This is a genomic window from Bdellovibrio sp. HCB2-146 (assembly GCF_047345725.1).
Taxonomy (GTDB): Bacteria; Bdellovibrionota; Bdellovibrionia; order Bdellovibrionales; family Bdellovibrionaceae; genus Bdellovibrio.
The window spans coordinates 376,287-396,732 of record NZ_JBLEQP010000001.1 but is presented as its reverse complement, the minus strand read 5'-3'; the positions used below and the strand labels follow the sequence as shown (position 1 = coordinate 396,732).

The 20,446-nt window shown below is 43.5% G+C and carries 23 protein-coding genes and 1 pseudogene; 14 read left to right on the top strand and 10 right to left on the bottom strand.

Annotated features, from left to right (window positions below; genetic code table 11):
* Positions 1-28 precede the first annotated feature (28 nt).
* Both ACLWOR_RS01905 and ACLWOR_RS01900 read left to right on the top strand, forming a co-directional pair.
* Positions 29-778 carry a ParA family protein gene (locus tag ACLWOR_RS01905; protein ID WP_413938972.1) on the top strand — a complete coding sequence of 250 codons (750 nt, stop codon included), beginning with the start codon at positions 29-31 and terminating at the stop codon, positions 776-778.
* Positions 775-1,257: a hypothetical protein gene (locus ACLWOR_RS01900; protein ID WP_413938971.1), complete on the top strand. Its 483-nt coding sequence runs from the start codon at positions 775-777 to the stop codon at positions 1,255-1,257. Before ACLWOR_RS01905 ends, ACLWOR_RS01900 begins: the two co-directional genes overlap by 4 nt.
* Positions 1,258-1,262: 5 nt before the next feature.
* Here the strand turns inward: ACLWOR_RS01900 and ACLWOR_RS01895 are convergent, their stop codons facing one another.
* The gene (locus ACLWOR_RS01895; RefSeq protein WP_413938970.1) at positions 1,263-1,805 is read right to left on the bottom strand and encodes an OmpA family protein; all 543 of its coding nucleotides are present in this window, start codon (positions 1,803-1,805) and stop codon (positions 1,263-1,265) included.
* A gap of 126 nt (positions 1,806-1,931) precedes the next feature.
* Positions 1,932-2,630, bottom strand: a complete 699-nt coding sequence (locus ACLWOR_RS01890) for a class I SAM-dependent methyltransferase (RefSeq protein ID WP_413938969.1) — start codon at positions 2,628-2,630, stop codon at positions 1,932-1,934.
* Between the two features lie 66 nt (positions 2,631-2,696).
* Here ACLWOR_RS01890 and ACLWOR_RS01885 point away from each other — a divergent pair, with 66 nt between their 5' ends.
* The 7 genes from ACLWOR_RS01885 to ACLWOR_RS01855 all read left to right on the top strand — a co-directional run bounded on the left by ACLWOR_RS01885 (position 2,697) and on the right by ACLWOR_RS01855 (position 10,070).
* Positions 2,697-3,191, top strand: coding sequence for a hypothetical protein (locus tag ACLWOR_RS01885; protein WP_413938968.1), 495 nt, complete (start codon positions 2,697-2,699; stop codon positions 3,189-3,191).
* Between the two features lie 622 nt (positions 3,192-3,813).
* Positions 3,814-4,107: a helix-turn-helix domain-containing protein gene (locus ACLWOR_RS01880; protein WP_413938967.1), complete on the top strand. Its 294-nt coding sequence runs from the start codon at positions 3,814-3,816 to the stop codon at positions 4,105-4,107.
* Positions 4,108-4,473: 366 nt separating this feature from the next.
* Positions 4,474-6,759, top strand: a complete 2,286-nt coding sequence (locus ACLWOR_RS01875; protein WP_413938966.1) for a nitric-oxide reductase large subunit — start codon at positions 4,474-4,476, stop codon at positions 6,757-6,759.
* Positions 6,760-7,007: 248 nt separating this feature from the next.
* Positions 7,008-8,363, top strand: a complete 1,356-nt coding sequence (nirK, locus tag ACLWOR_RS01870) for a copper-containing nitrite reductase (RefSeq protein ID WP_413938965.1) — start codon at positions 7,008-7,010, stop codon at positions 8,361-8,363.
* A gap of 10 nt (positions 8,364-8,373) precedes the next feature.
* Positions 8,374-9,129: a formylglycine-generating enzyme family protein gene (locus ACLWOR_RS01865; protein ID WP_413938964.1), complete on the top strand. Its 756-nt coding sequence runs from the start codon at positions 8,374-8,376 to the stop codon at positions 9,127-9,129.
* Between the two features lie 3 nt (positions 9,130-9,132).
* Positions 9,133-9,738, top strand: coding sequence for an SCO family protein (locus ACLWOR_RS01860; protein ID WP_413938963.1), 606 nt, complete (start codon positions 9,133-9,135; stop codon positions 9,736-9,738).
* A gap of 71 nt (positions 9,739-9,809) precedes the next feature.
* Positions 9,810-10,070: a DUF2249 domain-containing protein gene (locus tag ACLWOR_RS01855; RefSeq protein WP_413938962.1), complete on the top strand. Its 261-nt coding sequence runs from the start codon at positions 9,810-9,812 to the stop codon at positions 10,068-10,070.
* On the opposite strand, the gene ACLWOR_RS01850 is transcribed toward ACLWOR_RS01855, so the two are convergent.
* Together ACLWOR_RS01850 and ACLWOR_RS01845 are read right to left on the bottom strand one after the other, a co-directional pair.
* Positions 10,067-10,531 carry a hypothetical protein gene (locus tag ACLWOR_RS01850; protein ID WP_413938961.1) on the bottom strand — a complete coding sequence of 155 codons (465 nt, stop codon included), beginning with the start codon at positions 10,529-10,531 and terminating at the stop codon, positions 10,067-10,069. The two genes, ACLWOR_RS01855 and ACLWOR_RS01850, sit on opposite strands and share 4 nt — an antisense overlap.
* Positions 10,521-11,255 (bottom strand): Crp/Fnr family transcriptional regulator, encoded by a 735-nt coding sequence (locus ACLWOR_RS01845; RefSeq protein ID WP_413938960.1) that lies wholly within the window; start codon positions 11,253-11,255, stop codon positions 10,521-10,523. Before ACLWOR_RS01845 ends, ACLWOR_RS01850 begins: the two co-directional genes overlap by 11 nt.
* A gap of 133 nt (positions 11,256-11,388) precedes the next feature.
* Between ACLWOR_RS01845 and ACLWOR_RS01840 the strand changes: the two are divergent.
* Positions 11,389-12,447 (top strand): annotated as a pseudogene (locus ACLWOR_RS01840) (NnrS family protein); the annotation flags it as partial.
* On the opposite strand, the gene nrdD reads toward ACLWOR_RS01840, so the two are convergent.
* The 5 genes from nrdD to ACLWOR_RS01815 form a co-directional block, all read right to left on the bottom strand.
* On the bottom strand, positions 12,386-14,290 hold the full coding sequence (gene nrdD, locus ACLWOR_RS01835; protein WP_413938959.1) for an anaerobic ribonucleoside-triphosphate reductase: 1,905 nt from the start codon (positions 14,288-14,290) through the stop codon (positions 12,386-12,388). The pseudogene ACLWOR_RS01840 and the gene nrdD sit on opposite strands and share 62 nt — an antisense overlap.
* Positions 14,287-14,757 (bottom strand): anaerobic ribonucleoside-triphosphate reductase activating protein, encoded by a 471-nt coding sequence (gene nrdG, locus ACLWOR_RS01830; protein WP_413938958.1) that lies wholly within the window; start codon positions 14,755-14,757, stop codon positions 14,287-14,289. Before nrdG ends, nrdD begins: the two co-directional genes overlap by 4 nt.
* An 87-nt stretch (positions 14,758-14,844) precedes the next feature.
* Entirely contained in the window at positions 14,845-15,495 is a 651-nt protein-coding gene (locus tag ACLWOR_RS01825) for a Crp/Fnr family transcriptional regulator (RefSeq protein WP_413938957.1), read from the bottom strand.
* Positions 15,496-15,578: 83 nt separating this feature from the next.
* On the bottom strand, positions 15,579-16,085 hold the full coding sequence (locus ACLWOR_RS01820) for a pyridoxamine 5'-phosphate oxidase family protein (protein WP_413938956.1): 507 nt from the start codon (positions 16,083-16,085) through the stop codon (positions 15,579-15,581).
* A gap of 82 nt (positions 16,086-16,167) precedes the next feature.
* Positions 16,168-17,052, bottom strand: coding sequence for a LysR family transcriptional regulator (locus ACLWOR_RS01815; RefSeq protein ID WP_413938955.1), 885 nt, complete (start codon positions 17,050-17,052; stop codon positions 16,168-16,170).
* A gap of 102 nt (positions 17,053-17,154) precedes the next feature.
* On the opposite strand from ACLWOR_RS01815, the gene ACLWOR_RS01810 reads away from it, so the two are divergent.
* Positions 17,155-17,496: a hypothetical protein gene (locus tag ACLWOR_RS01810; protein ID WP_413938954.1), complete on the top strand. Its 342-nt coding sequence runs from the start codon at positions 17,155-17,157 to the stop codon at positions 17,494-17,496.
* A 22-nt stretch (positions 17,497-17,518) separates the two neighbouring features.
* Here ACLWOR_RS01810 and ACLWOR_RS01805 read toward each other — a convergent pair whose 3' ends face one another.
* Entirely contained in the window at positions 17,519-18,142 is a 624-nt protein-coding gene (locus tag ACLWOR_RS01805; RefSeq protein WP_413938953.1) for a hypothetical protein, read from the bottom strand.
* A gap of 107 nt (positions 18,143-18,249) precedes the next feature.
* On the opposite strand from ACLWOR_RS01805, the gene ACLWOR_RS01800 reads away from it, so the two are divergent.
* From ACLWOR_RS01800 to ACLWOR_RS01790, 3 genes are all read left to right on the top strand, one after another.
* Positions 18,250-18,771, top strand: coding sequence for a hypothetical protein (locus ACLWOR_RS01800; protein WP_413938952.1), 522 nt, complete (start codon positions 18,250-18,252; stop codon positions 18,769-18,771).
* A 285-nt stretch (positions 18,772-19,056) separates the two neighbouring features.
* A complete protein-coding gene (locus tag ACLWOR_RS01795) occupies positions 19,057-19,971 on the top strand; it encodes a hypothetical protein (RefSeq protein ID WP_413938951.1) in 915 nt (304 codons plus the stop codon).
* Complete coding sequence (locus tag ACLWOR_RS01790) at positions 19,971-20,444, top strand: hypothetical protein (RefSeq protein WP_413938950.1); 474 nt, start codon at positions 19,971-19,973, stop codon at positions 20,442-20,444. Before ACLWOR_RS01795 ends, ACLWOR_RS01790 begins: the two co-directional genes overlap by 1 nt.
* Positions 20,445-20,446: the final 2 nt, after the last annotated feature.

The window sequence follows — 20,446 nt, the reverse complement described above, 5'->3', positions numbered from 1 at the left end:
ATCTAAGTTATTCAGCGGAGGAATTGCAGTGGGCACAGTCGTATCGTTTATCAATCAAAAAGGTGGTGTTGCTAAAACCACAACGGCTATCAACGTATCGGCTCAATGGGCGAAAGAAGGTAAGAAGATCCTTTTGATCGATCTTGATCCTCAGTCATCTGCAACTCGCGCTATTTTTGGCGATCAAGACTTTGAAAATACAATTTATGACGTCTTAACTGGTGAACTTGAAGCTCGCGACGCAGTTGTGTCCTCAGAGTCTTTCGGCATCGACGTGATCCCTTCTGAAATCATGCTGAGCGGTATTGAAATCATTCTGGCTTCAAAATTTGGACGTGAAAGCATTCTTAAAAGAGCTCTAGCAGAAATCAAAGATCAATACGACATCATCGTGATCGACTGCTCTCCATCATTGGGTCTTTTGACGGTCAACGCTTTGATCGCTTCTAAAGACATCGTGATTCCAATTTGCCCAGAGTACTTCTCTTTGAAGGGCATTGATTTGATCCTTGAGACTCTGAAACACATTCATACGGGCTTGGGACACAAAATTGACGTTCGTGGCATTATCATTTCGAAATACCGCAGCCGTAAAATCGTGGAGAAAGTTATCAGCGATCTTCGCACAAACTACACAATTCCAGTTTTCAATAACTACATCCCAGAATCTATCGTGGTTGAAGAAGCCCATCACAGACATTTGCCGATGCTTCATTACTCTCCGAAAAACCCGGCGGGAATGGCACTTGCAAATCTTGCTGCGGAAATGTGGTCTTGAGCTCGATCAATCCGCTCTTCCTAGATTCAACAAAGCCCATTGGTGACAAGGTCGTTACCAATGTGGAACTTTTCAACGTTTCATTGAGAAGCGGGGACTCGTTGTACTTTGAAGTGACAGATGAGTTTGGTTTCGTTCAGCGTTTTGCCATGAAATGCATTGAAACTAAAAAGTCGGTTCGTCACACAGCGGAAGTCTGGCTCAAGTACCAACATCAAATCCAATACAGATTCCTGGTTGTGGCCGAAGGTGAAGAGGTTTTCACATCGGTTTTCCGTGAAACTCTAGCCGGTCATATTATTTCTGAAAAATGGGAACCATGTTTTGATGCCAAGCCTGTTTCACCTAAGAAGCGCAAGCCTCGCCGTGTGGAAGGAGAGGTCAAGGCTGCTCCGGAAATTAAAACTCAAGCAGCCAAACCTCTAGGTAAACCTCAGTTCCTCGATCAGCTCAAATCACTGATCGACGACCTTTTGTAATTTTATTACTTCATGTAAATCATAATCACGGCTTTGGATGATTTGGCTTTTTGATTAAAGAAGCCAGTTTCATCAGAAGTACGGGGAGCAGCGCCACCTTCTTCCATTGCTGTTTTAGTTTTTGCTGTATCTGTGCGCATGAATTTTTGTAAAGCGTTTGGTCTCTCCGTCATATTATAAGTATCAACTGAGCTCACTTTCAGTTCATCTTTGATAAAGTTTTTAACGGCTTTAGCGCGGTCGTTCGCCAAGTTGATATCTTGTTTTGATGCTTTGGCTCCTTCAGTTGGATATTCGCGATCCGCCCAAGCTGCGACCTTCATCTCGTCGATTTTCCCGCTTTTCTTGGCTTCATTTACCATGTTGCGGATATCATTTTTTGCCGATTCGGTCAGTGTAGATTTGCCTTCGTCAAAAGAAATTTCTGAAGTCATTTTAGCGCCTAGAGTTTTTCCTGCAGACTCTGTCGCAGAGTCGAGAGCGTAGGCACCGTTTGAGATCAAACCAATGATCAAGGCTAGTGAAATTGTCATTGTTTGCATTTTCATTCGTTCCTCCTTGTTATGTTTTTGTGCCTGTCCACTTTAACAAAGATAAATCGAAGAAAAAGAATCAATGCTTCAATTTGCACTATCACAAGTGAGTAAATTGTGTTCGAACAGAAAATAAATTTTTTAATTGCTCGCTTTTTTTCCGTACCAACCGCAGATCATCATGGCCTGGAAAAACCGCATTGGTAAATTTATTCCGCTCTGGCGAAGAATTGCCTCCGTCTCACTCGGAGGTAATACGGTCAGCATTTCTTTTAACTGCTTTGGAAGTGTCGCGAGCGATTCAGGTGTTGCACCCATCAGACTTTGCACTTGTTCCCAACCTTTTAGCATCAGCGGAAATTCGGGCGAGTCGAGATCAAAACTGATTTCCGCGTTGACCAAGTAGCCATGGTCTTTGAGGTGTTTGGTCATATTTTGAAAGAAGCTTAAGCGCTCTTCGCGCTTTACGAAGTGAGCCACAAGAAAACTCACGGCTGCGTCAAAGGGGGTGTTCACAGGTAAATCTTGAATAAAGCCATGGACGAATTCACAGCGACTTGCAAACCCGGCGGCCTTCATTCTGTCTTGGCAAACATCCAGCATATTTTGTGAGGGATCAAGTCCTACGAATGTCCACTCCGGAAATGTTTGTGCCAAGGTCATTATTTCTGCACCGGTTCCAACGCCCACACAAAGTATGCGAGATTTTGCTGGAAGGTCTTTCAACGCCAAAGTTGTTAAAAAATGTAGGCAATCTGAAATGCGTGAAAGCTTGCTGTTGCGTTCATCGTATCTTTGCGCCGCTTCTTTATTAAAAAAATCTGTCGTGGGCTTGTTCATGGCGATAATCATAACTTAATCGAATTAAACTGTCGACTCTTCGCAGTCCGTTGTATATTGGTATGTATGTTGGACCATGTGCTGAATAACCTTATTTGGATTGAAGACCTATTGCCGCCCGGATACGAATGTATTCCGAAGCATGGTGGCTTGGCTTATTATCTTGATATGAAGCTGGTGCTGATCTTAGTAGAAAAGCGCGGGGAGTACGAGCATAAAGGTGTCAGCTATCCTTTCGAGCTTTGGAATGGTTGCATCTTCCCAATTGAATACAAAAAGCAAAATGCCTTTTTCCTCAAATATCTATTTTTGGAAAATCATCCGGCGAACAAGGACTGGCTTTACATTCCCGCTGAATCTGAAAACTTTGAAGAAGAAGTAAAGCTTGTCATGCGCGAAATCACCAAGGGAAATCCTTTATTAGGTATTCCTGTGAAGGTCGCAAAGTCAGCAGAGGAAAAAGAAGCCTCATCGCGTCCAAAGAAGAAATCACCTGCGAAGAAAGCCGACAAAAAGAAGGAAAATGCTCTTTTTCTTTCAATTGCCAAAAAGGGTAAGTAACGTCGTTCGCCTTTGCGCCTTAAAGATTTCAGCAGATCTCGAAAGAGATCTCTAGCGACTCACTGTGTTGCTAAGCCTATCGGGCAATTGGACTTATCAATCCTGATTTGTGAATATCAACTAGGATGCTACTAAAATTTATTTCCATCATTTTAGTTTCTATTTTTGTTTTCGGATATTTCACCGAAGCTTTTGATAGGGATTCCTGCGACTTAAGACTTGTGTATCAAGGCCCGACTTCGATTTCAGCAGATACTCACGCTGCCCACACGCATGATGACACTGAAAAAACCGCAACTGAAGGGCATGGTCAGTTTGGGTTTAATCTGTCGATGATGCTTCCTGATACGTCTTGCGAGTTCGCGTTTTTCATTTTTCTTCAAGGATCGATTGATTATTTTTTCATTCCCACTCACCGGGAAATTTCCGTCCTGCTGAGACCTCCCATTTCTTAGAGGAATACCTCATCTATTCACATAATAAGTTTTCGTTTGATTACTATCCGTAGGATAGGGGCGTTTTTTTGGCGTCTCGTCTGTATATCCGGTGCCCGATACTCGAACGATTCGATGAAGAGAAAATCTCTAAATAAACTCACGCTGTTAGTAATGGAAAAACTAAAATGAAAAAGAAAAACAAAAATAAAAATAAAAATAAACTGGGTACTTTTTTAAAAGTAAAAAGAATCGAAGCCGGACTAACGCAATTAGATATCTCAAGAGCACTCGATTATACCTCCCCGCAATTTATTTCGAATTGGGAAAGAGGAACCTCTCACCCTCCGATTCGTTTATTGGTCGAATTGTGCAAAATGCTAAAAGTAAATCAGGACGAACTTTTTGATTTAGTTCTTGAGGTCACTATAGAGGACGTAACAAATGATCTAAAACGAAAATTCGCACGTTGCAAGGGGTAGGACATGTAAACGGGTACCAGAGATTTTCAATATTTTGTGGCAGCCAACCCGCCTTTTTTTAGTCGTTTCATTCCTCGGTAGAATGGACAACGACTGCAAAGGCGTCGTACGAGGTTTAGAGCTGACGGACAACTGCAAGCGAGGTTGTTGGATTTAAAATTTACGACGTAGTTCTTTCAGAAATTGATTCAGATCATTTTTTCTTCACTTGAAAGTGTTTAAATGCCTCTTGGACAGAAAGTTGTTTTGTCGCTTGAATGACCTCAGCATAAATCTGAGTGTATTTAGGCAAGAGGTCATTTCGCTGGCTTTACCGCTATTTCTATCCTGCTTATAAAGTCTATATATAAAGCGATAGGAGCTAATATGGAAAATAGACGTCTGTGGACAGCGTTCCTGCTGGTTGTTGTATTATCGTTTGCCGTTTTGGGATACTACGGCAAAGAAATTTATAGGGAAGCCCCACCCATACCGCAAAAAGTCGTAACAACGGATGGCATCGTCGTATTTGACGGAATGCAAATTAAAAATGGTCAGAACGTGTGGCAATCGATCGGTGGGCAAGAAATCGGATCGATTTGGGGGCACGGTGCTTACGTGGCTCCAGACTGGAGTGCAGATTGGCTTCATCGCGAAGGTGTCTTCATGGCCGATCAAATTGCCCAAGAACAGTTTCAAAAAAAATTCACAGAACTTACTGAAGTTGAACAAGCGGGGGTCACTAAAAAATTGCAAGCCGAGCTTCGCAAAAATACCTATGACCCAGAGACTAAAACTCTGACGATCACTCCGCAGCGACTGGCAGCGATCAAAGACAACGGAGCTCATTACAAATCAATTTTCATGGGCGAAGAAGGCAGTGAAAAACTGCGCGATGCTTATGCCATTCAGAAAAATGCCATCAAAGATCCAGAGCGTATGGAGATGATGAATGCCTTTTTCTTTTGGACTTCATGGGCGTGCGTAACAGAAAGACCAGGACAAAAAATCACTTATACAAATAACTGGCCACCTGACAAACTTGTCGGAAATGAAGCAACGGGATCATTGTTGCTGTGGACGGGCTTTAGCGTGATTTTATTATTAATGGGTATTGCGCTTCTAGCCTGGCATCATGCCGTCAATCATGACAGTGGACCTGATAATGAAAGCTTACCGAAGCTCGATCCGTTGTTGGGCTTACAACCGACTCCATCAATGTCAGCTACTTTAAAATATTTTTGGGTCGTATGTGCATTGATGGTCGTACAAGTGATATTGGGAGCGGTGACAGCCCACTATGGCGTTGAAGGTAATGCTTTCTACGGCATTCCACTGTCAGATTTCCTACCGTATTCAGTGACAAGAACTTGGCACGTACAGATTGGTATTTTCTGGATTGCCACTTCGTGGCTCGCAACGGGGCTTTTCATTGCGCCTGCGGTTTCGGGATATGAACCAAAGTATCAAGCACTCGGAGTGCATTTCCTTTGGGTGTGTTTGCTCATTATTGTTGTCGGCTCACTCTTCGGGCAGTGGCTGGGAGTCATGCAAAAATTGGGTTTTGAAACGAACTTCTGGTTTGGTCATCAAGGTTATGAGTATGTCGACCTGGGACGGTTCTGGCAGTCTTTCTTGTTGATTGGACTTTTCTTATGGTTGTTTTTAATGACGAGAGCTATTCGCCCGGCATTTCATAAACAGCAAGAGAACCGACATTTGTTAACGATGTTTATGGTTGCCTCTGCGGCAATTGCGCTTTTCTATGCAGCCGGGTTTATGTGGGGACGTCACACAAACTTAGCCATTGCGGAATACTGGCGCTGGTGGGTCGTTCATCTCTGGGTGGAAGGATTCTTTGAAGTCTTTGCGACCGTCGTGATCGCCTTCTTATTCACTCGTATGGGATTGATTAATACAAAAATCGCTTCCACAAGTGTTTTATTCTCGACAGTTGTGTTTCTTGCGGGTGGTATCTTGGGTACGTTTCACCATCTTTACTTTACTGGAACACCGACAGCCGTCCTTGCGTTGGGAGCGACGTTCAGTGCCTTAGAGGTTGTGCCACTTGTGTTGATTGGGTTTGAGGCCTACAGCCACTTTAAAGTCAGTAAATCAGCAGAGTGGTTGGTGGCGTACAAATGGCCTATTTATTTCTTTATCGCTGTCGCGTTTTGGAATTTAGTGGGCGCAGGTATCTTTGGATTTCTTATCAATCCGCCAATTGCACTGTATTACATGCAAGGTCTAAACACCACTCCGGTACATGGTCACACTGCTTTGTTCGGTGTGTATGGAATGTTGGGTATTGGTTTGATGTTGTTCGTTCTTAAAGGCTTGGCTTCTCGTCATGTCTGGAAGGATGGAGTCATCCGCTTTGCCTTCTGGTCGATTAATATCGGTCTGGCCTTGATGGTTTTGATCAGCGTTCTGCCAATTGGATTTCTGCAAACACTTGCGAGCGTCGAACACGGTTTCTGGTATGCGCGCTCGGCCGAATTCATGCAACAACCCGGAATGGACACTCTCCGCTGGTTGCGTGTTATTGGTGATACAGTGTTTGCAGTTGGGATTCTGGCCCTTGGTTGGTTCGTAGTCGGTTTAAAAGTCGGCTTCTCAGTACGGGACAAAGTTGATGTTTCTATTGCGAATCATCCCTCTGGCAGGGATTAGGTCCATGACTTTCTTCTGAAAAAGATGACCCCGGTCACTCTTTTCACGAAATCTCGATGTAGTGGTTAGGAAAACAGATAGGGTAACGCCAAGAAAAAAAAGCAAAAGGATGATCTGGATCATTTTTTTGGCGTTACCCAAATGAGACACTACAAGCAGATCTCAGGTGAGAGGAGACAGATATGAAACACGTGGCCCTAATCAAAGCGTCTTTAATAGCCGCAATATTTTTAGCCCCCGGAATACTAATGGCTAAAGAGGAAGTGAAAGGCGAAGAAGTCGCCCAACTCACAGATGCCCCTCAAGTCCCACCTCCCATCACTCGAAAATTTCCAACTAAAGTCATTGTGAATCTTGAAACTCGCGAAGTTAAAATGAAGTTAACAGACGGAGTGGAATACGTCTTTTGGACTTTCGGTGGCAAAGTGCCAGGAAAATTCATTCGTATTCGTGAAGGTGATCAAGTCGAATTCCACTTGCACAACCATCCATCTAGTAAACTTCCGCACAATATCGACTTGCATGCTGTCACTGGACAAGGTGGTGGTGCCGAAGGATCTTTCACTGCTCCAGGACACAGTTCAACTTTTAGCTTTAAAGCGTTGAATCCCGGACTTTACGTTTATCACTGCGCAACTGCGCCAGTCGGTATGCATATCGCAAACGGCATGTACGGTTTGATTTTGGTAGAGCCAAAAGAAGGCATGCCGAAAGTAGATCGTGAATTCTACGTGATGCAGAGTGAGTTTTACACTAAAGGAAAATACGGCGCTCCGGGCCTGCAACCGTTTAGCATGACTAAAGCAGTTGAGGAAAAAGCGGACTATGTGGTGTTTAACGGAAATGTCGGCGCGCTTGTGGGAGATAATGCTTTATCAGCAAAGGTCGGGGAGACTGTGCGACTTTTTGTTGGTAACGGTGGACCCAACTTGGTTTCTTCATTCCATTTGATCGGGGAAATCTTTGATAAGGTGTATGTTGAAGGCGGTAAGCTTGTTAACGAAAACGTGCAGACTACTTTGATCCCTGCCGGTGGCTCCGCAATCGTTGAAGCAAAGCTTGATACTGTCGGAACTTTCATTTTAGTTGATCACTCTATCTTCCGCGCTTTCAATAAAGGTGCTTTGGGCATGTTGAAGGTCGATGGGGAAGCGAATAAAGATGTGTATTCAGGAAAAACTAAAGACGGTATCTACCAACCAGAAGGTGGTGTGATTCAAGAAATCGGCGCAGAAGCTCCTAAGCAAATCCCAGCAAAAACTTTGGAACAAAGATATGCGGGCGGTAAAAGGATCTTTGATAGCTCTTGCTTTGCCTGTCACCAAGCGAATGGACAAGGTTTGCCAAATGCATTCCCACCACTTGCGAAGTCAGATTACCTGAACAACAGCAAAGAAAAAGCGATCTCCGCCGTGATCCATGGATTAGAAGGCCCGATCAAAGTAAATGGCAAAGACTATAATTCTGTGATGCCAGCACAAGTTCTGTCTGATGAAGATGCCGCCAATGTGCTCACTTACGTGTACAGCTTATGGGGCAACTCGAAAAAAGTCGTCACTCCTGAAGAGGTCAAAGCCATTCGCGCAAAAGGTAAAATGAAATAACGGGTGATGTATGGGACGAAGTTGGAAAAATAAAATTCTAATACTTCTGATTTCGTCCCTTTCTTTTGGGGCGGGGGCGCAAGACCAGGTTCATATTCCTTCTGGAAAATTTAAACTTCCAGCCATTTTAAATAAGAACTCTCTCAAGGTTACTGAGTTCTTTATGGATAAGCACCCAGTTACAAACAAAGAGTTTCTTTCTTTTGTTAAATCGTCGCCACAATGGAGCAAGTCTCAAGTCAAAAGTATTTTTGCCGACAAAGAATATCTGGCGTATTGGTCAGAAGATCTTTCTTACGGAAAAATGAGCGACAATGCTCCGGTTGTTCAGGTCAGTTGGTATGCCGCTCGCGCCTATTGCGAAAGCAAAGGTCAGCGCCTACCGACTGTGAATGAATGGGAATACGTGGGGCTTGGGAAATATAAAAGTCAGCGCAGCATTCAGTCGGCCATTTTAGAATGGTACGGTCGGGGTGCTGAGTGGCCACTTCCTGAAGTCATGAGAGGTGAAGTGAATTCGTACGGAGTTCACGATGTACACGGATTGATTTGGGAATGGGTCGAAGACTTTAATTCTGCATTAGTCACGGGGGAATCTCGGGCTAACGGAAGTTTAGATAAAAATATGTTCTGCGGTGCTGGTGCCTCCGGTGCCGCGGATCCTTCAGATTACGCCGCTTTCATGCGGTTCGCGTTTCGCAGCAGTTTGCAAGCAAAGTACACAGTTCAAAACTTAGGTTTTCGTTGTGTTAAGGACAAGGAGTAGATTATGAAAAAACAAATAATTATTGGTGTATCCATTCTCGTCGGAATTTGTTTTCAGAATTCATTTGCCGATTCTCATGCTCATCATCACGGGGCGTCTACTGAAGCGAAAGAAGTACGAGTTCTTTCAAATGACTCCGTCTATAACTTGGATTCAACTTTCTTAAATCAAGACGGCAAATCTGTGAAGCTGGAATCCTTCCGTGGAAAACCATTGGTAATTTCCATGGCCTACACAGGCTGTGTCTATACTTGCCCTTTGATCTTGTCACAGATGCAACAACTGGAAAAATCCTTGCAAGAGCAAGGACGCTCCGATGTGCAGTTTGTGCTGGTGAGTTTTGACTATCATCGCGATACTCCGAAAGTCCTAAAGGAATATTTCCAAAAAAGAAATCTGGGGGGGAAGTGGACTTTGTTAACTGCGGCATCCGACAAAGAACCGCGCGCGATTTCAAATCTTTTAGGCATCAAGTATAAAAAAATGGAGGGTGGAGACTATGATCATTCCTTTATTATTACTGTTCTGGACTCGGAAGGCGTGATCAAAGGAAATCAAGTCGGCGCGTCCAACGATCCAAAAAAATTAATGGATTTAATGCCGAAATAGTTCATTTGTTGATTGAGATCAAGGTAAATGGGCGATAACGGCGTTATTGTAAGGACAATGGAGGTTACATTATGGCTGAATTTGTCATTGAAGCACAAAAAATTTCACCAAGTCATCGACACAGTTTTATTTTTCAAAGTTTTGATAATCTGGAGGGCGGCGACAGTATCGTCATCGAAAACAATCATGATCCATTGCCGCTCTTAAGACAATTTAAAGAAGTTCGCACCGATCAGTTCACGCACGAATATCTTGAACAAGGACCCGATGTCTGGAGACTCAAAATCACGAAAACCAAAAAAGAAGGCTGTTGCGGATTTTGCGGTGGTTAGGACATCTTTGCTTCGCACATCACAAAAAGACAATTGTCTTCTTTACTGATGTGCACTCGAAGCAAATCAGAATACAATTTACGAAAGATTTCAAAGAACTCCGCGTACAGAGCGGAGTTCTTTTTATTTGAAAGAAAGCGAAGTGCCACAGAAAGCTCATGCCCAATAAAGTGTTCCTCCATCGGAATGCTAAGTGGACTCTGCTCTGAGAGCCAAGAATACTCTCCAATTGACGGCGCACTGATTCCTGATTGTTCATAAAAAAGACGTAGATAGCGTCTTACGGGTGCTAACGGATCAAACTCTAATTGCAGACCGCGATAGTAAGTACAAAGCGGCCCTCCCTGCGAAAGCCAGACCTGTTTGGCAATAACCGGGAACAGAAGTTGTTCTTCTTTGGGATGATGGATTGTTTCAACGAAGTCGATCACTTTTAGAATGTCTTCGCCTTTATCCAACATTTCTAGAATCTGAACATGCTCTTCCCGCAGTTGTTTTAGGAGGTCTATCACGTTTAATCTCCTCTAAAGCTGTCTTGTTAATAATTTCGATATGTTTGTCATCGGTTTTAAGCCAGCCTTTTTTGGTCCATTCACTCATGATGCGAATGACGGTTTCACTCTGAGCCCCAATTCTTTGTGCGATATCTTGCCGAGTTAAAGGGATTTGGATTCGAACCTGCATGGATGGTGACTGCCGATTTAACAGTCGTAACAGAAAGTCAGCGATCCGATGAGGTGTCACACAATGGGATTTACAGACGTCGTTTTGAAATTCTAGAAAGCGTTCTGAGATTTGCTTATTCACTTCCGAACGAATATTTGGCAATGGCATCAAAGTGTTAAAAAAGAAAAACAAAGGAATTTTTAGAAATATACTGTCTTCATTGCATCGGGCGGAGGTTGGGTATTGCGGGTTTGGCATTCCGGCCATTGCAACTCCTAAAAACTCACCGCGGCCTAAGAAGTTAAACACCTTTGTCTCAGAATGGGTAATTGTTTCTTGGATTTTCACTGAGCCTGACAGAATGAGATAAATGCTTTTAATGGGCTGGCCTTTTTCAAAGAGCATTTCTTTGTGGCGCAAGTAGGTGAGGTCCATATACGAAGCGAGTTCTTTTAAATCGCGTTCGCTAAGATCTCTGAATACATGCAAGTTTTGAAGGCGTCTGACTACATCTAACATGGTCACCTCATATTTAGACTGTCATTAGGTGTTCTTTAAAACCATGACCCAGATCAATATTTTGAGAAATTGATCTAGATCATAGAAATCGCCCGCAAATAGGAGGATTCTGGACCTAGAAAACGGGGCTTTTATGAAATCTAATCAACTTGATGCTTATCGATATTTCTTCCCGGCTGGATGGCTTCTTGGCCTTTGGGGCGTATTTTTATGGATTCTGTTTCCTTGGAGTTTGGTAACTTACCCAGGTCTCCACCACCCTGAAATCATGACGGGTGGTTTTTTTCTCTGTTTTGTGTGCGGCTTTCTGATGACAGCGGCTCCGAAATTTACTTCCAGCTTTGGACCGACTAAATATGATCAATGGGTCTCAGGCCTCTTTATTTTTCTGCTTTTTTTGAGTCTAGGAGTTCAGGGAAAGTTGTTTTTCTATGCTGTTGTCGTAGGACTATTTACTTTCTTAATGAGTTTTCTTTTACGCCGTTTTTTAAATCGAAATAGCAACCCACCAGACTCATTTATTTTTGTCGGTGTAGGCCTTGTAACAGGACTCATTGGCAGTTTGATTTTATTTATGGGCGAGTTTTTAGATGTACCAGCGCCGCTATACAGTTTAGGCCGAACTTTCTTTTTACAAACTTATATTATGTGCCTCGTAGTAGGGGTGGGGAGCCGATTGGTTCCGGCACTTTTAGGTTGGGCTCCGCTTCCTACAGAGAAAGTACCTTCCACTAAATTACCGATGTTCATCGCATTGGCGGCGTTCTTTGTCGCAACTTATGTCATGGAGTGTTTTGGTCTAATGACCGAGGCACAATATTTTCGCGCGTTTGTTTTGAGTTTTATTCTTTTAGCCGTGTGGAAAATTTATCATCTGCCAAAAAGAAAAGCGTTTCAAACTTTCTGGTTGTGGATTTCAGCATGGATGATTTTTTTCGGACAATGGGGGATTGCATTCTTTGTGGATTATCGCATTCACTTGCTCCATGTGATTTTGGTTTCCGGATTAGCACTTATGACTTTTATGATTGCAGTGCGGGTAGGACTTTCTCACGGCCAACATGATATGAGCCTTGAGAAGAGCTCCAAGCCTTTATGTGTTGGTGCTCTTCTCATTTGTTTTGCAGGCTTTACGCGTTTATCGGCCGGATTTGCTCCGCATATATATCAGTCTCATTTAACCTATGCGGCGTATACATGGATTCTGGGACTGTTGATCTGGGGATGGGTTTTCCTTCCAAAGATCGTGCGGGTGAAGCCGTCGTAGAATGATAAAAGCGTCGGGCCGCTTCTTTCTGGCGAGCCGGGCTGAAAGCAGAAACTCGTTTAAGGTATCCAATAACTCGTGTGGCATGATCGATATCGGTGCTGCCACAATGCTCGCAGGCGTAACGTGTGCGCTTGTCAATAAAATCACACTCATTGCAGATTGTGATTTTGATATTCACACACCAGTAATTGCAGCCGGATTTCGCTGCGGCTTCAATCAAACGTAAAAAGCCAGTTGCAGTGAGTTTTTCTTCCAGATTCAGATGCAAAGCGGATCCTCCATCGAGGTACTGCATCATCTCATGTCCATGCAGAGTCATTTTATCGAGGGCATTCACATCGTCATTTTCGACGATATAAAAGTACGAGTTGTAACAATCGCGCGGAACTTGCAATCCGTCTTTACGATCCCACTGCGCATTTTTCACGCCTAAATTTTCTGCAGGCACAAATTCGGTATTGAACATATAGCCGTAAAGCTCTTTGGCCCGTTTATTCGCATCAAAGATGACTTTCAACTGTTCACGCACAAATGTTTTGTAAGCTGGGGTATTTTCGACTGTTAGACCTTTATATTCAGCCGCTTCCACCATGCCGTTAATTCCAATTGTCAGGAATTGTTTATCCAGGGAAATAAATCCCGCCGAATAGGCACTTAATAAATTCGCATCATAGTATTCCTGCATTAGTTTGCGATAAGCGACTTGATACTTTTGTACCTTTTCAACTGTTTCAAGTAGGTCGATACTTTTTTGCACCAGGCGATTCATGTTAATGGTAATAACGTTAATAGAGCCGGTTGCGACACCGCCGGCACCTAAGGAGTAACTGAAAGTATTATCTGAAATTTCGTTGCGCAATCGGCAACAGCTGGCAAGACTATCGGCCGAAGAACTCATGTACATAAAAAAGCTATTTCCATGACTGAGTTCGCTGGCACACATTTCCGCGAAGGCTTTATCGCGCGGACCGTTGTTGTCAATAAGCATGGCTGCAGTGACGACGGGAAAAGTTAAGATCGCTTTATTGCGCTCGGAGCAGAACCAGCTCATAAAGTGGTCCTGCAGTTTTTTGACTCGCTCCCATTCTGGTTTGCTCCCATCCGGAAAAACAAAATCACCGAAGAGAGATTTAAAATAGTATTCATCGTAAACCGAAATATTCCAAAACACGGACTGATATCCGCGAGCAGCGGCCGGCTGATTCAGAGCGTACACCACGTGTTGAAGATGATTGTCGATGGTTCTTAAGTGGGTGTGCAGATAATCCCGCCCATAATCTTTTGTCGCAAAATGATCAAAGTACATTAACCACTCAACGGTGGCGACGGCTCCGGCGAATTGTGCAGAGACCGCAAAGACTAAATTTACAAAGCAGCCGCAGAAACTTTCCAAGTGTTGGGGAGCTTTGGATTCTCCGCCCAGGCCCTTGAGTCCTTCGAGCAAGAGGGGATACATGGATATCGAAGCACAATAAGGCTTAAGCGATGTTTCATCGTGCACATAGATTTCGTGATCTTCGATTTGGCGATGGTACTCGCGCGCTAAGTCCTTGCCGAACAGTGTTTCGATTTTATTGGCAACGAGAGTGCGATTGATTTGAATATTAATGTCTTTATTAATTTCAGATTCCAGTGTCGCGATGTTCTTGTGTGTGACATTGGCATTGGCATCAAGTCTTGAACCTTCCGCGGCATTTTGTGCCTTTTTGTAGGCTTCGATGAAGTCGATTTTATTTTGAATTTGGTCGGGGGTCAGTCGGATCATTTTGCTGTCTCCTTGTTGTGAGTTTGATAAAAGAGATGATTTAGGATTTGATTATTTTTAATATCGCGAAAAACTTGATTGGTGGTGGGGGAGTCAAGGCCCCCCAGTTCACGCCGCCAGCGTCCGGTTTTAAGGAAATCCAAATGACTTTCCAACTCTTGAGATACTCCGGTCTCGCCCGTATAAAGAGCGGTCCAGAATCCTTCATGATGCGCGGTTTTTAGAAATTCAACCAGCTGAGCTTCGCGCCACTCGCCACCTAGAAATAGAACGCAGGTGATGCGATTTCTATATTGATTCAGAAGTGATAAAAAAAGCTCGCGCGTCAGCTCATAGCCGTTACTCTCGCTCCAAAGCTCAGGTGAATGACAACCGGGGCAACGAAGGGAGCAGCCACAAACGTACAACGCGAGCGAAATATGATTCGGAACTTCTTGGAATACGATGTCGTGCTTATAGATGTTCATAGACTATCCTTGAATTAGATTCAGGATAGCCAGTGAGTTGCATCAGGCACTATAAATTGTGGGAAAGGATGACCGAGATCACGCTATCTAGGTGTAAATGTCACTTTTCATGATCTGGATCATCTTGTGATTCATGGTGATAACACCTTCTTCTTCCAGATCCGCTAGTGTACGCGAAAAAGTTTCGGGACGTAGGCCCAACATCAACGCCACATCGTGCTTTTTCCCACTGAGTTGAACAAGGGGTTGGCCTTGTTCTTCGCGCAAGCGAGTGAGATACAAAAGCACACGCTCCTTCGCAGAAGGCGTGTTGATATTTTCAATAACTTGATTCAGGTTGTTCATCCAGCGCACCAGAGATTTAACCACGGACTCATAGAGGGATGGATTTTCACTTAAGATCGCTTGAAAATCTTTTTTGGCGAGATAAAAAATTGTCGAGGCCTCAAGAGCTGTCGCATTGTCAGCATATTTTTCTTGGCCCAGCAGACTGCCTTCGCCAAACGTATTTCCTGCGTTGACGATTTGTAAAACGATCTCTTTACCCGCAGCTGAGATCTTTGAAATTTTAACGGAACCTTTTTCCACCAGAAAAAGTCCTTTGGCATCTTCTTGCTGCTCAAAGATCATCGAGTTCTTTGCATATTGCTTTTTCTGCAAGAGTTTTAGAACTTGCGAGGTGACTTTTTCTTCATGGGAAGAACAGATTGGACATTTGTCGGTAGGACGCTCTTTCATAGCCACAGAATACCACAATCCCCGCCAGGAAGCGACCCCGTCGAGGAAAAAGGTGCCTGCTTCTTTTTTGGGTCTACAGCGCGTCAGTGCTTTAGGTCTATAGAGCCATGGCTTTCTTTGTGTGTGGGTCTTCCCACGGCATTTTTAACGAAATCGATCATTTTGTAGATGGGAGAGGTATGGTCTTCCCAATATTCGGCCGTTTCGACGTGGACCTTAATAAGTTGAATCATCGGATCTGCGGGGCCTTGAGTGAACCAAGCCTCGTGGGATTTTTGCCAAACTTCTCGAATCATGTCGCGATCTTCAAGAAGCTCGACCGTGCCATTGATAGAAATACATTTGTCGTTACCGGCATAAGATAGGTTTATATCGCCCAGCCTTTTTAGATCGGGAAGGTGTGCGGATTTTTTCGAAATCAAAAACCAGAGGTTCCCGTCAAACTCAAGATCCTGAGATAACAGCGGGAAGCTGCGCATTTTCCCATCGGCCGTGTGGACCGTCATCACCGCAAAAGGGATATCTTTAATAAGATGATCCAATTTCTCCATCTCCGGAGTGAATTCGATATAGGGTTCTTTTTCTTCCATGGAGAACCTCCTCGCTATGTCTAAGAATCGCGCTGGGTGGCACAGTCGGCAAGTTGTGCTTTGGCACTAGCCCTGCGCGCTTTTAGCTTAACTGTTTACGTAAGAGGTTTACGACAGTCTTGATCCTGCGGTCATTTTCACGGTGTGGAGAGACCGTTGCGAATATTCCGTGATGGCCAAAGCCTTCTTTGAATCCTTTGGCCTTAATAAGTTTAAGCTTACCTTCTTTGTCGGCAAGTCTTTGTGGAAGGACTGCGATCCCTAGTCCTTTTTCAGCCATGCGTTTGACGGTTGTGAAGGAATCAAACGTATATTCTTGCTGGAATTGATATCCGGCACTTTTAAGATGACTCTCGATCGTCACATTGTCTTCATCAAAAGCGTTCCGTACATAAAGCAGAGTGAGATTTTTTGCTGTTTCAGGATTGAGTTCAGTTGCAGCCTTTGTTGCATAAAAACTAAAACGATCCGTGTACAGAGGCCACATCGCCAGGTTTTGACGGTGGCGAGGTTCTGCATCGACTAAAAGATCAAGGGTGCCGTTATTAAGTTCTTCTAAGTGACTTCTTTGCGAGTCTGTTCTGATCGAGAGGTTAATAAGCGGATAGTCCTTTTGAACTTTTAAAAGGAAATCAGGCCACAAGTACTCAGCTAAGCTTTCATAGGTACCGATGGTAAAAGTACCAGCCATTTCTGTTCTGACGTGAGCCCCGCGAAGGGTGGCGTCGCTGACTTCTTTTAAAACTCGGCCTGCTGTTTCAAAGAGGATCTGTCCACCTTGAGTGAGTTGCATACCGCTGCGGTTACGAGTGAAGAGGGGATAGCCTGCAGCGTTTTCAAGAGTTTGGATGGCTCTGGTGATTGCGGGTTGGGTGAGGGCAAGTTCTTGTGAAGCTGCACTGATAGAGCCACGTTGAGCAACGGCAATGAAAATTTTGAGTTTGTCTAGATGATCCAATATCTCCATGCGTTTTTTCTATATCGAATATGATTTTATATCAATTTATTTAATGTTTAAAAACGGGGATAAGACTTGTGACCCGAATGAACGGGATGAAAGGAGTATGTTATGAGAAAGTTTACATTTTTATTGAGTTTGATGTTGTTGCCGCTGACGAGTCATGCGGTTGGGAATCGTGATGTCCATTGTCGTAGTGCGAGAGCGGAGCTTCGTTTCCATACGGAAGTTTATGGGACTGTCGCTGTTGGTGAGTATACGGTGGTTGATGGTAAGAGGGCGGATTTACCGAAAGAGAGACTTGACGCAAGTGGAGACGTTCTTTTTTTCAATCAAGGCCGCGTTTTTATGGTTGTAAATGCTCAAGCTGATAAGCCGAAGTTTAAATTGTTGGGCCATCTGTTTGGTGATGAGACGATCTTGCTTGAGGAGGGGGAGTGTGTGGCTCTTTGAGCTGAATTGGCGGGGAGCGGAACTAGAAATTAACAGCAATTCCTAATTTCGCTTCTTCGCTCGTAACCTGAAAGAATGACGTGACACTCTGGCTTCCGATTTCACGGGTGTCATTCGGGTCAATCCAATAATAAAGAATGTTCACAAGAGCGCCGCCTATGCCAATTACCTGGGATGCTGGCTCGCGAGCGACAAGGCCATTAGCTGCATTCAGTATTGAGTAGAAAATGGTAGATCGGCGATCGTACTCAGCTTGTTGGTGATAGAATTCTTTCTTAATTTTTGCGATTTCTTCAGCAGAAGTTGGCTTGGGTACAAAATTATCTTTTGTTTCGGGATGAGCTTCGATCCATTCCAGATCCACGTGGTCTGGATAACCTACCCCGAAGCAAGCAACTACATATAGTGCAACCGCTGAAAATCCCGGAACGACTTTATTTGTATCTGAACTTTCTGTTATTGTTGCCGCCGTCGATGCCAATAGCGTAAGAGCGCCGACTTGACCAGCGGTCCAATATTTTAGAGTGTTTCCTTCGTGCTTTTCGTAGTACGTAATTTTACGGGAACAGGCGTTTGACTGAATATGAATCATAGAAATAGAGATTGCCAAGAGAAGACAGAATGATTTCATCGATAGATTGTCCATAAATAAAATTATGTTTTCAATATAAAAATTCTGGTCCTTGCGTGACATAAACAATGTACAATGTTGTGATGGACGTTCATGAACAATGAATAGGCACGGAGTTTTAATTGAAAAAGATAAATCTCATTACTTTTATTGTTACTTCGATAGTCGCAGGAAGTACCGCATGGACTAAGGCATACTATGCGCCGAAGTTAGAAATGCTTGAGAACTCGTGTGCAATTGCCGTCATAAATGTGACTGAAGTAAAAAAGACCAAAATTCAGGGTGAGCATTGGTCCTACTCGGAATTAGCGAACGTGAAAGTTGAGAAAGTTATTAAGGGTAACTTACCCAGTCAGATCGAACTATTGGGTGAAGAAAGTTTTATTTGTGAACGATGCAGGGTCAAGCCAGGTAAGTACATAGCTTTTATGAGGCCAGAAGGTAAGAGATGGGCATGCACGAACTGGTATCTATCCGTGCGACCGATTACAGGTACTCAAGTAGAGTGGTACACCGGCAATGCGAGTATCGCACTTTCGTCACAGCCATTTGAGGAGGTTGTTAAAGATATCGAATCTCAATTGGCGTATCTAAAGAAAAAAGATCTGAAAGACCCCTGTCGCTTACCTTGGGAGGTAAGATGACTTTTGAAGTTGAGCACTTAAGGATTACGAAAGCTGTTTTCGTAGGAGACTCACGAGGGTCTTGATCCTCTGGTCATTTTAGCTATGTGGATAGACCGTTACGAATATTCCGTGATGCTCAAAGCCTACTCTAAATCCTTGGTCCTTCTTTAGCGTTCCAGCAGGATACATCATTTATCGGAAAATCATTCTAATCCATAAGACCTAAGTTTTGTTTTGTTTGGCGACATTGAATTTCGTATAAACAAATATAAGAATAGTCAAAACTAAAGGAATGGTGTTTATATGAGCGATCTTGCCTCCATCGTTGATATTTATAATGGCAACGACTGGCAGCAGAAAGCGGAAAGTCTGCTTTCGATAAAGTATGGAGAGGACTTCCAAAGAGTTCCCGACGAGCACAAGGGAGACTGGGGCATTGAAGGTTATACAATGTCAGGCTTCGCATTTCAGTGTTATGCACCCAATAAACTGTATTCGACTCAAGATCTATATGAGCATCAACGCTCAAAGATTACTGATGACATCCGTAAGTTTAAAGAAAATAGTGAGCACCTTGGTAAGCTGATTCGTCCAAACAGATTCAGTCGTTGGATTTTTCTCACAACGATTCATACCTCAAAGTTTTTAAATCAACATGCTTCAAATAAAGCTACGGAGCTTAGGAATTCATACAATCACGTGACAGAGGATTTTCAAATTTTGGTACATGAGGGGCAAAATTATTTTTTAGAAGAAATTCCCAGATTCCAGAGGCTAAATCCAAAAACTTTAAGATTGCAAGAGCCAGCACCAGATGCCGAAGAGCTTCGTACATTGCTTCAAACTGACTCGGTCGCTTACCAAACCTTATTAAGAAAACTAAGAGCTGGAGGTGTGCGAGCACAGAGCATCGCAGATGGCGCCGAAAGATACATTAAGGATTATTCATCCGGACGATCCATTTTAGAAGAACTCAAAAAAAGCTCGCCAGAAATTCGAGAGATGCTGGATAAACGAATCCGATCCTTGGAAAAAGACATTGAGAATAAATATGCATCCGGAATTAATTTAAATTTTAACGAAGTAAATTTGGACGTGCAACGGTTTAAAGATGATGTCAGAGGCTACGCTGGGGCGTTTTTAGACGCAAATGCCATCGACTATATCGCTCGAGGAACTATTTCCGACTGGCTCATAAGATGCCCGATGGATTTTTAATGGAAGATATTTTTAAAGATTTCAGTGTCGAAAGTATTCGTTTCTCAAAAAGGCCTCAGTCGTTAGCGGCAAATGATCGCCTTCAATGGAAGATGTCACTAGTATTAATGATCCTGTCCGAGTTTTCTCGGAAGGAGACTTGTTCCCTTAGGAAAATGAACTTGCTTATCTGGGGCATACAATTTGAACAGAATCATTTTGAGCTTCTGCGAATCATTTCAGGCAACGACCGAGCTCTTGCAAGTTCCGTAAAGTTTGATCCAGGTTTGCCTAGGGTTTTGGTTTATATGAGTGGGGCTGGGTTGTTGTTTATGAAAAATTCAAAATATGCATTAACGGCGCAAGGTAGAGTTGTCGGGGCGGCAATTAAAAACAATAAAGAGATTTTTCGGAGAGAACGGTCGATATTGGGAAAGATTCCCGGTGCAGATCTAACAGAAGCAAATATTGAGAGAGCGTTAAAAAACGGGTGAGG